An 11,992-nucleotide genomic window follows, 5' to 3' on the forward strand; every position below is an offset into this window, starting at 1 on the left:
ACCGCCATGCAGCTGATCATCGCTGCGGTCGGCCACAAGATGCCGGCCTGGATCGAAACCGGCTTCGCCGAATACGCGAAGCGCATGCCGCCGGAACTGAAGATCGTGCTGAAGGAGATCAAGCCGGTCGACCGTTCGGGCAGCAAGACCGCCGCCACCGCGATGGCGCTCGAACGCGAGCGCATCGAGGCGGCGCTGCCGAAATCGGTGCGCATCATCGCGCTCGACGAACGCGGCAAGGACCTGACCTCGGTCGGCCTGTCGCAGCAGCTGGAAGCCTGGCAGCAGGACGGGCGCGACACGGCCTTCCTGATCGGCGGCGCCGACGGCCTCGATCCCGAGCTGAAGGCGCGCGCCGAAGGTTTGATACGCATCTCCAGCATGACGCTGCCGCACGGCATGGTGCGCGTGATGCTGGCCGAGCAGCTGTACCGTGCCTGGTCCATCACTCAGAACCATCCTTATCACCGCGTTTAAAACATAACTATATGAAGCCGGTCGACAAAAAGATTTACCTCGCCTCCAAGAGCCCGCGCCGGCGCGAACTGCTGCGCCAGGTGGGCATCGATTTCGAACTGCTGCTGCTGCGCAGCGACGGCCCGCGCGGCCCCGACGTCACCGAGGAGGTGCTGCCCGGCGAGGCGCCGATGGATTACGTGGCCCGCGTGGCGCGCGAAAAAGCCGCTTTCGCGGCCGACCTGGTGGTCAAGCGCCGCATGGCGCCGCGCGTGGTGCTGTCGGCCGACACCACCGTCACCATCGACGGCGCCATCCTCGGCAAGCCGGCCAACGCCAACGAAGCGATCGCCATGCTGGGCCAGCTGTCGGGGCGCACGCACCAGGTGCTGACCGCGGTCGCCGTGCAGTCGGCGGACTTCGCCGGCCAGGTCACGCAGGTGTCGGAGGTGCGCTTCGGCGTGCTGACGCCGGCCGCCATCGCCGCCTACTGCGCCACCCAGGAACCCTACGACAAGGCCGGCGGCTACGGCATCCAGGGCCCGGCCGCCCAGTTCATCGAACACATCGCCGGCAGCCATTCCGGCATCATGGGCCTGCCGGTGTACGAGACGGTACAGCTGCTCAGGCAGGCCGGTTTGCCGCTACCCTGAGCGGCGTGTATGATCGTCGTTCAGTCAACAGGGAATACAGAAGCCGATTTTCACCTAACCGGCCGTAGAGACAAATGAACGAAGACATCCTGATCAACATCACCCCGCAGGAAACCCGGGTCGCCCTCATCCTGCAGGGCGCCGTGCAGGAGCTGCACATCGAGCGCACCCTGACGCGCGGCTTGGCCGGCAACGTCTATTCGGGCAAGGTGGTGCGGGTGCTGCCCGGCATGCAGTCGGCCTTCATCGACATCGGCCTCGAACGCGCCGCCTTCCTGCACGTGGCCGACATCTGGGAAGCCCGCCCGCACGACGGCGGCCAGAACGCCGCGCCGACGCCGATCGAAAAGATCCTGTTCGACGGCCAGGTGCTGACGGTGCAGGTGATCAAGGACCCGATCGGCACCAAGGGCGCGCGCCTGTCGACGCAGATCTCGATCGCCGGCCGCATGCTGGTCTACCTGCCGCAGGACTCCCACATCGGCATCTCGCAGAAGATCGAAAAGGAAGCGGAGCGCGAAGCGCTGCGCGCGCGGCTGCAAGGCCTGCTGCCGGCCGAGGAAAAGGGCGGCTACATCGTGCGCACCCAGGCGGAAGACGCGTCCGACTCCGACATCGCCGCCGACGTCGAATACCTGCGCAAGACCTGGGGCGCCATCGTCCACGGCGCCAAGACCAAGCCCGCCACCACCCTGCTGCACCAGGACTTGAGCCTGGCCCAGCGCGTGCTGCGCGACTTCGTCCACGACGACACCGCCACCATCCAGGTCGACTCGCGCGAGAACTACCTGAACCTGGTCGAGTTCGGCCAGGCCTACACGCCGGGCGTGCTGCCCCGTTTGCAGCACTACACCGGCGAGCGGCCGCTGTTCGACCTGTACGGCGTGGAGGAAGAGATCCTGCGCGCGCTGGGGCGGCGCGTCGACCTCAAGTCCGGCGGCTACCTGATCGTCGACCAGACCGAGGCGATGACCACCATCGACGTCAACACCGGCGGCTTCGTCGGCGGGCGCAACTTCGCCGACACCATCTTCAAGACCAACCTGGAGGCGGCGCACGCGATCGCCCGCCAGCTGCGGCTGCGCAACCTGGGCGGCATCATCATCCTCGACTTCATCGACATGGAAAACACCGAGCACCGCAACGCGGTGCTGCTGGAGCTGAAGAAGACCCTGTCGCGCGACCGCACCAAGGTGTCGGTGTCGGGCTTCTCGGCGCTGGGGCTGGTGGAGATGACGCGCAAGCGCACCCGCGAATCGCTGGCGCACATCCTGTGCGAACCGTGCCCGGCCTGCAGCGGCAAGGGCCAGGTGAAAACCTCGCGCACCATCTGCTACGAAATCCTGCGTGAACTGCTGCGCGAAGCCAAGCAGTTCAACCCGCGTGAATTCCGCATCCTCGCCTCGCAGGAAGTGGTGGACATGTTCCTGGAAGAGGAGTCGCAACACCTGGCGATGCTGGGCGACTTCATCGGCAAGAAAATCTCGCTGCAGGTCGAGACGGCCTACCACCAGGAGCAGTACGACGTGATCCTGATGTAGCCTAGTTCCGTGCCGGGTCGTAGGACAGCACCGGCTTGTAGCCGTCCGGCGCGATCGAGGTGTCGAACGGATAGCTGGAAAAATTCGACTGGTCGACCACGCCCAGCTGCACCAGGATGGTATGCGGCAGCTCCTTGCCGCGCCCTTCGAGCAGGTTGACGGCGGCGTTGATCACCACCCTGCCCTGGCTGACGCCCTTGGTGTCGGCGGCGGCGTAGATTTCCTTGTTGCGGATCAGGTGCGCGATGTCGCCCGTCAGGTCGTAGGCCACCAGCCGGATCTTGCCGTCCAGGCCGGCCTTTTTGAGCGGCGCCAGCGCGGCCGGCGCGCAGCCGGTGCAGCCGATCAGGTAATCGAGCTTGGCGCCATGCCTGGCCAGCATTTGCGTCGCCAGCTGCGCCTGCAGCGCGAAGTCGCTGTCGCCGTAGCGGATGTCGATGATGTTGACGGCGATAGGCGCTTCCTGCGCGGCGATCCGCGTGCCGTCCACCTCGCCCTTGACCCAGCCCGCCCCCATCGGTCCCGGCAGCAGCGCGATGTTGACCGACTTCAGGCCGCGCTGCTGGGCGTCGCGCACCACCCAGCGGGTCGCCTCCTGGCCCATGCCGCGCAGCGAGGTGGTGACCTTGATGTTCAGGTCGTCGCTGCGGCTGTCGTTGGCCAGCTCGAATACCGCGATGCCGGCCGCGCGCGCCTTGGCGATCGAGGCGTTGTTGGCCGTCATGCCGATCGGCGAGATGACGATGGCGTCGTATTTGGCCGCGATGGCCTGGTCCATCAGCCGCAACTGGCCCCGCAGATCGTCGTAGCCCGTGGCCGGCAGGATGTCGGCAGCGACGCCCAGCCGGCGCGCTTCGCTGACGACGGCGTAGGCGCATCCGGTCCAGTACGGATCTTTCAGGTGCGGGAACAGGAAGGCAATGCGCCAGCGTTTGCCGGCCCGCGGCGCCATCGCATAATGGCCGGGCACGACGCGGCCGCTGGCCAGCGCATCGTCGGCCGAGCCGTTGGCCTGCAGCGGACGGAAGATCGACAGCACCGGTATCGGCGCGAATTTCGCCGGCGCGGCGGCCTGCTCGGCGCCGGCGCGAAGGATGCCTAGCCCGAGCACGCTCAGGACCATCAGTTTTCGCACGCTGGGTATAGGCATCGGTACTTCTCATCCTGTGGGGCTTAACGCAATGTTACCTGTTGCGCGTCGATGCCGCCACCGCCGGCGCCAAAATCCCCACAAAGAACCAACACCGCTATGCCGCCGCCAGCGCCACCGCGTCGGCGCCGGCCGGGAAGCGCAGCTGCCCCGTCGCATCGCTCGCCGCGCGCCACACCGCTTCGGCCACGTCGGCCTCGGTGGTCACCGCCGCCGGACTGGTGAAGGCGGCAAACACCGACTGCGCGAACGGCGCGTAGGCCGGCGGTATCAAGCCCTCCAGGCGCGGACCGGTGTTGCTGGAAAACGCGGTCGTCGGTCCATAGCCCGGCTCCACCAACTTGACCCGCACGTCAAACGCGGCCAGCTCGTGGGCCAGCGACGCCGTAAAGCCTTCGATCGCCATCTTGCTGGCGGTGTACACGGCCACCATCGGCAGCGGCGCAAGCGTCGCGCTGGAAGTCACGTTGACCACGACGCCCGCGCGGCGTTCGCGAAATTGCGGCAGCAGCGCCTGCGTCACCGCCATCACGCCGAAGGTGTTGGTCTCGAACACCTCGCGCACCGTCGCCATCGGCGTCGCCTCGAAGGCGCCGAACAGGCCGATGCCGGCGTTGTTGACGAGCACATCGACCGGGCCGCAGGCGGCGACCGCGGCGGCGATGCTGTCCGCGCTGGTGACGTCCAGCGCCAGCACGCGCAGCCGGTCCGAGCGCGGCAGCACGTCCGCGCGCGGCGTGCGCATCGTGGCGATCACGTTCCAGCCCTGCAGCAGGAAATAGGACGCCGTCTCGCGGCCGTAGCCCGAAGAACAGCCGGTGATGAGGACGGTTTTCATGGTGATACTCCCTTGTGGTTTCGATGATGAAACGATAGTGGAGCCGTGCAGGATTGACTACAATGAGGCGTCCAGATTTCATTTGCGAGCGTCCAATCATGAACGATCCACTGTCCGAGGTCATCGCGCTGCTGCGGCCGCGGTCTGTGCTGTCGAAAGGCATCAGCGGCGCCGGCCGCTGGGGCGTGCGCTATTCGGACTTCGGCCAGCCCAGCTTCTGCGCGGTGCTGGAAGGCAGCTGCCGGCTGGCGGTCGACGGCGAGCCGGCCATCGACCTGGCGGCGGGCGACTTCGTGCTGCTGCCGGCCACGCCCGGCTTCACGCTGTCCGGCTTCGACCCGGTGACGCCCGAATACTACGACCCCAACGCCATGGCGGCGCAGAGCGGGGACGTCCGCCACGGCGTCCAGGCCGGAGCGCCCGACGTGCGCCTGCTGGGCGGCTACTTCATGTTCGACTCGCCCGACGCGGCCCTGATGGTGTCGCTGCTGCCGGCGCTGGTGCACGTGCGCGGCGCGCAGCGCCTGTCGGCATTGGTCGGGATGGTCGGCGAGGAGGCGGGCGCGCAACTGGCGGGGCGCGAGCTGGTGCTCACGCGGCTGGTGGAGGTGCTGCTGATCGAGGCGCTGCGCTCGACGTCGGAAGCGGGCGCCAGTCCGGGATTGCTGCGCGGCCTGGCCGACAGCCGCCTGGCGGCCGCGATGCGGCACATGCACGATGCGCCGTCGCGCCCATGGACGGTGGCCGAGCTGGCCAAATCGGCCGCGTTGTCGCGCTCAGCGTTCTGCGCCCGCTTCCTGCGCGAGGTGGGCCTGGCGCCGATGGCCTACCTGCTGTCCTGGCGCATGGCGCTGGCCAAGGATCTGCTGCGCGGCCAGGAGCTCGGTATCGAGGAGGTCGCCGGGCGGGTCGGCTACAGCTCGGCCAGCACCTTCAGCACCGCCTTCTGTCGCCACGTTGGCCAGCCGCCGCGCAGTTACGCGCGGGCGATGTTGTGATAATATAATCTTATCATAATACCAAGGAGACAGCATGACTTCGATCCAGCGGACGCTTGCCGCCCTCGCCCTCGCAGCCACCGCGCCTTTCGCGCTGGCGGACAACAATGCACCGGTGGCCGCGCCGACGCCCGCCGTCGGCGATTCCTGGACTTACCAGTACACCGACGTGTGGAAAGGCGTGAAAGGCGGCCTCAACCGGCTGGAGGTGGTCGGCATCGACAACGCCGGCATCCATCTCGACATCAAGCGGGCGGCCAGCGGCGCGCTGCTGAGCAAGCAGCTGCTCAGCGCCGAAATGAATCCCATCGATCGCGGCGCCATGCACTTCGCGCCGTCGTTCACGCGCTACGCCTTTCCGCTGGCGCCGGGCAAGGAATGGAGCAGCGAAGTCGACGGCGACAATCCGAAATCCGGCAAGCGCTGGCGCTACTACGTCAAGGGCAAGGTGCTGAACTGGGAAAAAATCAAAGTGGCGGCCGGTGAATTCGACGCCTTGAAGATCGAGGTCGAGGCGCTGTATCGCGGCGAAGAGCCCGGCAGCAACGGCGGCAACGGCCAGCTGACCGAAACCGTGTGGTTCGCGCCGGCGGTCAACAACTTCGTCAAGATGGACTATCACGATACCGACTGGATGGGCCGGATCTACAACCGCGACAACTGGGAGCTGACCGCCTACGTGCGCAAATGAGCGCCGGCGCGGCGGGGACGGAGTAAACTAGTCCCAAAAAACCGCCACGCAGGAGGCGTGATGGCAACCGCTCCGCCCGACGCATCGCCGCCACCGCCCTACAGCGACGGCCGCCTGCACGCCCGCCCCGCCCTGCTGCATGCCGGCCTGCCGGCCGCGCCGCCGTTGCCGGCGGGCACCCACAAGCTGGCCTTCCCCGACGGCCGCCACGCGCGCCTGCATGTGCCGGCGCAGGATCCGCAGCAGCCACCGAGACCGATGCCGCTGCTGGTGCTGCTGCACGGCGCCGGCGGCCAGCACGGCGGTGGCGACGCCATCGCGCTGGCGCACGCGGCGCGCCAAGGCTCGCTGCTGCTGATCCCCGATGCGCTGTCGACCAGCTGGGACGTGCTGCGCGGCGGCTACGGGCCGGACCTGGCCTTCGTCGACCGCGCGCTGGGCTGGATCATGCGCCGCTACGAGGTCGACGCGAGCGCCGTCGCCATCGGCGGCTTTTCCGACGGCGCCTCGTACGCGCTGTCGGTCGGCCTGATGAACGGCGATCTGTTCGGCGACATCCTGGCCTTCTCGCCAGGCTTCATGGCGCCGCTGCGGCGCACCGGCCAGCCGCGCGTGTTCGTCGCGCACGGCGTGGCGGACAAGGTGCTGCTGGTCGAACGCGGCAAAGGCATCGCGCTGCGCCTGGCCGGCGAAGGCTATGAGGTCAGGTATGCGGAGTTCGACGGCGCCCACGTCGTCTCGCCGCCGGTCGCGCGCGAGGCCTTGCGGCTGCTGGCGCAGCAGCGCTAGACGCCAGACGACGAGGCTAGGCGCCGGGCGGCGGCGGGGGCGCCGACGGCACGATAGGCGGCGCCGCAAGCACGCGATTGCGGCCGGCCGACTTGGCGGCGTACAGCGCCTTGTCGGCCGCCTCCACCAGCATCCCCGGCAAGTGCACGCCGCGCTGCGGCGACAGCGTGGCCACGCCGGCGCTGATGGTCACCATGCCGAACGGGCTGCCGCTGTGCGGCGTGTTCTGCGCCACGATCGCCTGCCGGATGCGCTCGGCCACCGCCAGCGCGCCGTCCATGCCGGTGTCCGGCATCAGGATGCCGATCTCCTCGCCGCCGTAGCGCGCCACCACGTCGCCCGGACGCTTGGGGGTCAGCGCGCGTATCAATTTGCTCAGCGAACGCAGGCAGTCGTCGCCGGTGCTGTGGCCGTAGACGTCGTTGTACTGCTTGAAGTAGTCGACGTCGATCATCACGAAGGCCAGCACGTGCTGGTGCCGCATCGCGCGGCTGAACTCATTGCCCAGCGTGACGTCGAACTGGCGGCGGTTGGCCAGCCCGGTCAGGCCGTCCTGCATCGCCAGCCGCTCCAGCGTGCGGTTGGCGCTTTCCAGCGCGTCGCGCGCCTGGCGCAGCTCGGTCTCGGCCTGCGCCCGCAGATTGATCTGCCCCACCAGCCGCTTGCCGAAAAAGCCCAGCAGTGCCGCCAGCACCACCGCGCCGATCGAGCGGGTGAAGCTGTCGTGCCGCCAGTGCTCCAGCATCTCCTGCTTCGACAGCGCCGCCGTCACGAACAGCGGATAGTATTCGAGCCTGCGGAAGTTATTCAGGCGCAGCTCGCCGTCGTTGGGCGAGGCGAAGAAGCCGCTGCCGCTTACCTCGCCGGCGCGCAGGTCGTGGATCGCGTGGAACACCTCGGTGCCGCGCAGGTTCATGCCGACCCGCTTCTCGTCGAACGGGCGGCGCAGCAGCAGCACGCCGCTGTCGGAGATCAGCGCCACCGCGCCGCGCGCGCCGATGTCGAAGCTTTGGTAGTAGCGGCGGAAGTAGTCGATGTCCAGCGTCGCCAGCGCCACGCCGCCGAAACTGCCGTCAGGCTTGTCCAGCCGGCGCGACACCGGAATCACCCACTTGCCGCTGCTGCGGCTGACCACCGGCTCGCCCACGTGCGCCTCGCTGCCGGCATGGGTGCGGTGATAGACGAAATACTCGCGGTCCGCGTTGTTGTTGGTCGGCGCCAGCATGTTGCGCGAGTTGACCACCCATGCGCCGTTTTCGTCATAGACAAACAGGCCGGCCAGCTGCGGCAGGTTGGCGACGTGCACCATCATCTGGGCGTACACGCGCGCCCGTTGCGGCGCGGCGAGGCCGTCATGCTCGATGCGCTCGACGATGTCGGCCAGCGCGGTGTCGGCGGCCTTGATGGTGTCGTCCGCGTGCTGCGCCATCGCGCGCGCGACGTTGGAGGTCAGGCGCTCCATCTCCTGCAACTGGGCGTCGCGGGCGGACAGGCTGCGCCAGATGTCGACGGCCACCAGCGACACGCACACGGCGCCGACGAATACGGTGGCCCAGAAAGTGATGGAAAATCGTTTAAACATGGCGAAGTGGCCCGTGATCGCGGGGCGAGGGTATTTCTGCTTTATACAGCAAATCGGAGCAACTGCGCCGTTTTGGACGGCGCTGTTGCATGGCCGCCCTAGGGCGCCGACAGCATCGGCTGCAAACGGTGCCAGACCAGGTCCGGCGTCATCTTGACCATGCAATCCTGGTGGCCGAGCGGGCATTCGCGCTGCTTGCAGGGCGCGCAATCGAGGCGCAGCGAGATCGAGGCGGCGAGGTCGGAAAACGGCGGCGCATGATCGGGATCGGTGGGGCCGTACAGCGCCACCACCGGGCGGTTCAGCGCCGAGGCGATATGCAGCAGGCCGGAGTCGTTGCTGACCACGGCGGCGGCGCGCGCGATCAGCGCGATCGCTTCGGCCAGGCTGGTGGCGCCGGCCAGGTTGAACACCGCCTGCGCCGGCAGGTCTTGCGCCACCTCGGCGCAGGCCTCCTTGTCCTTCGGCGATCCGAGCAGGGCGATCTGCGTGGCCGGGTCGCGCGCCAGGATGGCTTGCGCCAGGCCGGCGAAGTGGCGCGCCGGCCAGCGCTTGGCGCCGCCGAATTCCGCGCCCGGCGCAAACGCCACCAGCGGCCGCGCCTCATCGATGCCGGTGCGGACGCAGACGGCGGCGATCTGCGCCGCGCTGGCCGCCATCCGCGGCCGCGGCAGCGCCGCGCGCAGGGCCGCGCCCTGCACCGTCACCGGCGGTGCCGCCAGCGCCGCGTAGAACGCCGTCATCGGCCGCGGCGGCGCTTCGTCGAAGTGCATCACGTTGATCAGGCCATGGCGGCTCTCGCCCTTGTAGCCGACGCGGCGCCTGATGCCGGCCAGCCAGGGGATCAGCGCGTACTTGATGGTGTTCGGCAGCACATAGGCGTCGGCATAGCCGCGCCGGCGCAGCATGCGCGCATATTTCCAGCGCTCCTTGAGCTGCAGAGCGCCGTGGCGGAACGGCGTCTCCAGCACCTCGTCGACTTCGGCCATCTGCCGCCACACCGGCGACACCGCCGGCGGCGCCAGCACGTCGATCGGCCGCTCGGGATGGGCGGCCCGCAGCAGCTGCAGCAAGGGCTGCGCCATCACCGCGTCGCCGATCCAGTTGGGCGAGATCACCAGCGTGCGCGGTGACGAGGAATCATGGGTCATGGGGTCGTCCTTTCCTGCGCGTTCAGGCACAAGCCGATCAGCAGGAACAGCATCAGCGCGTAGAACATGCAGCTGCGCACCGACCAGAAGATCACTTCCGTCAGGCCGAAGCTGAAGTAGCTCAGCACCAGCAGCAGGCCGGCCAGCGCCGGCGCGGTGACGCCGGCCGCCGCCGATTCCGGACGGTTCAGCAGGCGCACGAAGAACAGGAAAGGCGCCACCAGCGTCGCGCCCCATACCAGCAGGCCCACCACGCCGCCGAACACCAGCGCCTGCAGGATGTCGTTATGATAGTGCGGGAACTCCAGCACGTAAGGATGGACCTGGTGCGCCGCCACCAGCGCCGCCAGTTCCTCACGCTCGGTGGCCGCGTTGGCGCCCAGCAGCGGACGGCGCTCGATCAGCCGCAGCGCGCCGCGCCACAGCTCCAGGCGGACGCCGACGTTGGTGTAGGTCTCGCCGCCGTTCATGTATTGCTGGATGTCGCTGATGCCCTGGTCGATGCGCATGCGGGCGCCCGTCTGCGGGATAAAGTAAGTGCTCACCATGAGCGCCAGCGCCAGCAGCGCCAGCCCCTTGCGCAGGCGGCCGCGCAGCACGTGGCCATAGCGCACCAGCACGACGATGGCGCAAATGATGGCCACCCAGCCGCCGCGCGTGCCGGAAGCGATCGAGCCGGTCAGGCCGGCCAGCGCGCCCAGCCCGGGCCAGATCGCGGCGCGGCCGGCGAAATCGAGCATGCCGGCCAGGCACAGCAGGCCCATGCACAGGACGATGTCGCCGAAGGTGATCGAGTTGATCAGGCCGCCGGGACGCTCGACGCCCATGCCCCAGCGCTGGTAGGCGATGAAGGCGGCGCCGGCCATGGAGCCGGCGATCAGCCCCCACCACAGGGCCTTGCGGCTGGGACGCAGCGCCAGCACGGTCAGCATGACGGTGGCGGCGGCCAGCATGCGGCTGGGTTTTTCCAGGTCGCGCAGCAGCGCGCCGGCGCTGAACCAGAAGTTGAGCAAGGCCAGCCCCAGCGCCAGGCCGAAGGCGATCAGCACGCCGCGCACAGACGGCAGGTGGTGCTGCAGCGCCGGCCAGGCCCGGCGCCGGCAGACGATGGCCGCCAGCAAAAAGGCGAAACTGCAGAGGCCGACCCCGAAACTGCTGATCAGCGCCAGAAAGGGCAGCATGAAAATCAGGCTGTGGATAAAGACTGAGCTGGCGGAATTCTTTGGTAAGGTATTATTCATTCATTTTTATAGTTTTATATTGCAAGACGGCAATGTATCGACATCGCCACGCCCTGCAAGCGCAAACATCCTCTATGCCATCCTCTACCATTTCCGTCGTCATCACCACCTACAACCGTCCGGACGCCCTGACCGCCGTGGTCGAGGCCTGCTTCGCACAGGACGATGCCGGATTCGAAATCATTATCGCTGATGACGGCTCCGGCCACAACACGCAGCAGGCGGTGGCGGTGCTGCAGGCGCGCTCGCCGGTGCCGCTGCGCCATGTGTGGCAGGAGGACCTGGGTTTCCGCGCCGCCCGCGCCCGCAACCTCGGCACCTTGGACGCCCGCGGCGACTACATCGTCTTCCTCGACGGCGATTGCGTACCGCAGCGTAATTTTATCAGCCAGCACCGCAAGCTGGCGCAGCGCGGCTACCTGGTCCAGGGCAGCCGCATCCTGCTCAGCGAAGAGGCCACCGCGCGCGTGCTGGCGCAGCACCTGGACCTGCAAGCGCTGGGCACGGCCGAAAAGCTGGCCTGGCGCCGCAGCGGCGCGCTGAACAAGGTGCTGCCGCTGCTGCTGACCTTGCCGGATGTGGGCCGCACCAGCCGCCGCTTCACCTGGCGCCGCATCAAGAGCTGCAACCTGGCCGTGTGGCGCTCGGACCTGGACCTGGTCAACGGCTTCGACGAAAGCTTCCTCGGCTGGGGCCACGAGGATTCCGACCTGGTGGTACGGCTGTTCAATGCGGGGGTGATGCGCAAGGACGGCGCCTATGCCACCGAGGTATTGCACCTGTGGCACCGCGAAAACGCGCGCGACCAGGAAACCAGCAACCGCGCCACCGTGCTGCAGCGAGCCAGGGAGCGCACCGTGCTGGCGGTCAAGGGATTGAAAGACTAAAGGGTTGAAGGGCCG

The 11,992-nt window shown here is 68.0% G+C and carries 12 protein-coding genes; 7 read left to right on the plus strand and 5 right to left on the minus strand.

The annotated features are described in order from the left end of the window. Positions 1-6: 6 nt before the first annotated feature. The 3 genes from rlmH to rng all read left to right on the plus strand — a co-directional run bounded on the left by rlmH (position 7) and on the right by rng (position 2,650). Positions 7-477 carry a 23S rRNA (pseudouridine(1915)-N(3))-methyltransferase RlmH gene (gene rlmH, locus ACSQ3S_RS28555; RefSeq protein ID WP_008451768.1) on the plus strand — a complete coding sequence of 157 codons (471 nt, stop codon included), beginning with the start codon at positions 7-9 and terminating at the stop codon, positions 475-477. Between the two features lie 11 nt (positions 478-488). Continuing rightward, positions 489-1,109, plus strand: a complete 621-nt coding sequence (locus ACSQ3S_RS28560) for a Maf family protein (protein WP_436144486.1) — start codon at positions 489-491, stop codon at positions 1,107-1,109. A gap of 74 nt (positions 1,110-1,183) precedes the next feature. Beyond that, positions 1,184-2,650, plus strand: coding sequence for a ribonuclease G (gene rng / locus ACSQ3S_RS28565; protein ID WP_176652652.1), 1,467 nt, complete (start codon positions 1,184-1,186; stop codon positions 2,648-2,650). A gap of 1 nt (position 2,651) precedes the next feature. Here rng and torT read toward each other — a convergent pair whose 3' ends face one another. Both torT and ACSQ3S_RS28575 read right to left on the minus strand, forming a co-directional pair. After that, the gene (torT, locus tag ACSQ3S_RS28570) at positions 2,652-3,800 is read right to left on the minus strand and encodes a TMAO reductase system periplasmic protein TorT (RefSeq protein WP_436144487.1); all 1,149 of its coding nucleotides are present in this window, start codon (positions 3,798-3,800) and stop codon (positions 2,652-2,654) included. A 97-nt stretch (positions 3,801-3,897) separates the two neighbouring features. Next, positions 3,898-4,638, minus strand: a complete 741-nt coding sequence (locus tag ACSQ3S_RS28575; RefSeq protein ID WP_176652650.1) for an SDR family oxidoreductase — start codon at positions 4,636-4,638, stop codon at positions 3,898-3,900. A 98-nt stretch (positions 4,639-4,736) separates the two neighbouring features. On the opposite strand from ACSQ3S_RS28575, the gene ACSQ3S_RS28580 reads away from it, so the two are divergent. The 3 genes from ACSQ3S_RS28580 to ACSQ3S_RS28590 are packed head-to-tail and all read left to right on the plus strand — an operon-like array spanning position 4,737 to position 7,116. Next, positions 4,737-5,636, plus strand: coding sequence for a cupin domain-containing protein (locus ACSQ3S_RS28580; protein ID WP_436144488.1), 900 nt, complete (start codon positions 4,737-4,739; stop codon positions 5,634-5,636). A 34-nt stretch (positions 5,637-5,670) separates the two neighbouring features. Further along, entirely contained in the window at positions 5,671-6,327 is a 657-nt protein-coding gene (locus ACSQ3S_RS28585; protein ID WP_436144489.1) for a hypothetical protein, read from the plus strand. 60 nt (positions 6,328-6,387) lie between these two features. Continuing rightward, positions 6,388-7,116 (plus strand): alpha/beta hydrolase, encoded by a 729-nt coding sequence (locus ACSQ3S_RS28590; RefSeq protein ID WP_436144490.1) that lies wholly within the window; start codon positions 6,388-6,390, stop codon positions 7,114-7,116. A 16-nt stretch (positions 7,117-7,132) separates the two neighbouring features. Here ACSQ3S_RS28590 and ACSQ3S_RS28595 read toward each other — a convergent pair whose 3' ends face one another. From ACSQ3S_RS28595 to ACSQ3S_RS28605, 3 genes are all read right to left on the minus strand, one after another. Next, positions 7,133-8,698 (minus strand): diguanylate cyclase, encoded by a 1,566-nt coding sequence (locus ACSQ3S_RS28595; protein ID WP_436144491.1) that lies wholly within the window; start codon positions 8,696-8,698, stop codon positions 7,133-7,135. Positions 8,699-8,796: 98 nt separating this feature from the next. Then, a complete protein-coding gene (waaF, locus tag ACSQ3S_RS28600) occupies positions 8,797-9,849 on the minus strand; it encodes a lipopolysaccharide heptosyltransferase II (RefSeq protein WP_436144492.1) in 1,053 nt (350 codons plus the stop codon). Then, on the minus strand, positions 9,846-11,030 hold the full coding sequence (locus ACSQ3S_RS28605; protein ID WP_436144493.1) for an O-antigen ligase family protein: 1,185 nt from the start codon (positions 11,028-11,030) through the stop codon (positions 9,846-9,848). The genes waaF and ACSQ3S_RS28605 overlap by 4 nt, the downstream gene beginning before the upstream one ends. Positions 11,031-11,164: 134 nt before the next feature. Between ACSQ3S_RS28605 and ACSQ3S_RS28610 the strand changes: the two genes are divergently transcribed. Continuing rightward, positions 11,165-11,977 (plus strand): glycosyltransferase family 2 protein, encoded by an 813-nt coding sequence (locus ACSQ3S_RS28610; RefSeq protein ID WP_436144494.1) that lies wholly within the window; start codon positions 11,165-11,167, stop codon positions 11,975-11,977. Positions 11,978-11,992 lie beyond the last annotated feature (15 nt).

The sequence above is a fragment of the Duganella sp. LjRoot269 genome (genome assembly GCF_964254095.1).
GTDB lineage: Bacteria > Pseudomonadota > Gammaproteobacteria > Burkholderiales > Burkholderiaceae_D > Rugamonas > Rugamonas hordei.

What these genes read in the sequence shown, in the direction of transcription:
- ACSQ3S_RS28575 (WP_176652650.1), bottom strand. Translation starts at nt 4,638, where the DNA reads ATGAAAACCGTCCTCATCACCGGCTGTTCTTCGGGCTACGGCCGCGAG.
- ACSQ3S_RS28595 (WP_436144491.1), bottom strand. Translation starts at nt 8,698, where the DNA reads ATGTTTAAACGATTTTCCATCACTTTCTGGGCCACCGTATTCGTCGGC.
- waaF (WP_436144492.1), bottom strand. Translation starts at nt 9,849, where the DNA reads ATGACCCATGATTCCTCGTCACCGCGCACGCTGGTGATCTCGCCCAAC.
- ACSQ3S_RS28610 (WP_436144494.1), top strand. Translation starts at nt 11,165, where the DNA reads ATGCCATCCTCTACCATTTCCGTCGTCATCACCACCTACAACCGTCCG.
- rlmH (WP_008451768.1), top strand. Translation starts at nt 7, where the DNA reads ATGCAGCTGATCATCGCTGCGGTCGGCCACAAGATGCCGGCCTGGATC.
- torT (WP_436144487.1), bottom strand. Translation starts at nt 3,800, where the DNA reads ATGCCTATACCCAGCGTGCGAAAACTGATGGTCCTGAGCGTGCTCGGG.
- ACSQ3S_RS28580 (WP_436144488.1), top strand. Translation starts at nt 4,737, where the DNA reads ATGAACGATCCACTGTCCGAGGTCATCGCGCTGCTGCGGCCGCGGTCT.
- ACSQ3S_RS28590 (WP_436144490.1), top strand. Translation starts at nt 6,388, where the DNA reads ATGGCAACCGCTCCGCCCGACGCATCGCCGCCACCGCCCTACAGCGAC.
- ACSQ3S_RS28560 (WP_436144486.1), top strand. Translation starts at nt 489, where the DNA reads ATGAAGCCGGTCGACAAAAAGATTTACCTCGCCTCCAAGAGCCCGCGC.
- rng (WP_176652652.1), top strand. Translation starts at nt 1,184, where the DNA reads ATGAACGAAGACATCCTGATCAACATCACCCCGCAGGAAACCCGGGTC.
- ACSQ3S_RS28605 (WP_436144493.1), bottom strand. Translation starts at nt 11,030, where the DNA reads ATGCTGCCCTTTCTGGCGCTGATCAGCAGTTTCGGGGTCGGCCTCTGC.
- ACSQ3S_RS28585 (WP_436144489.1), top strand. Translation starts at nt 5,671, where the DNA reads ATGACTTCGATCCAGCGGACGCTTGCCGCCCTCGCCCTCGCAGCCACC.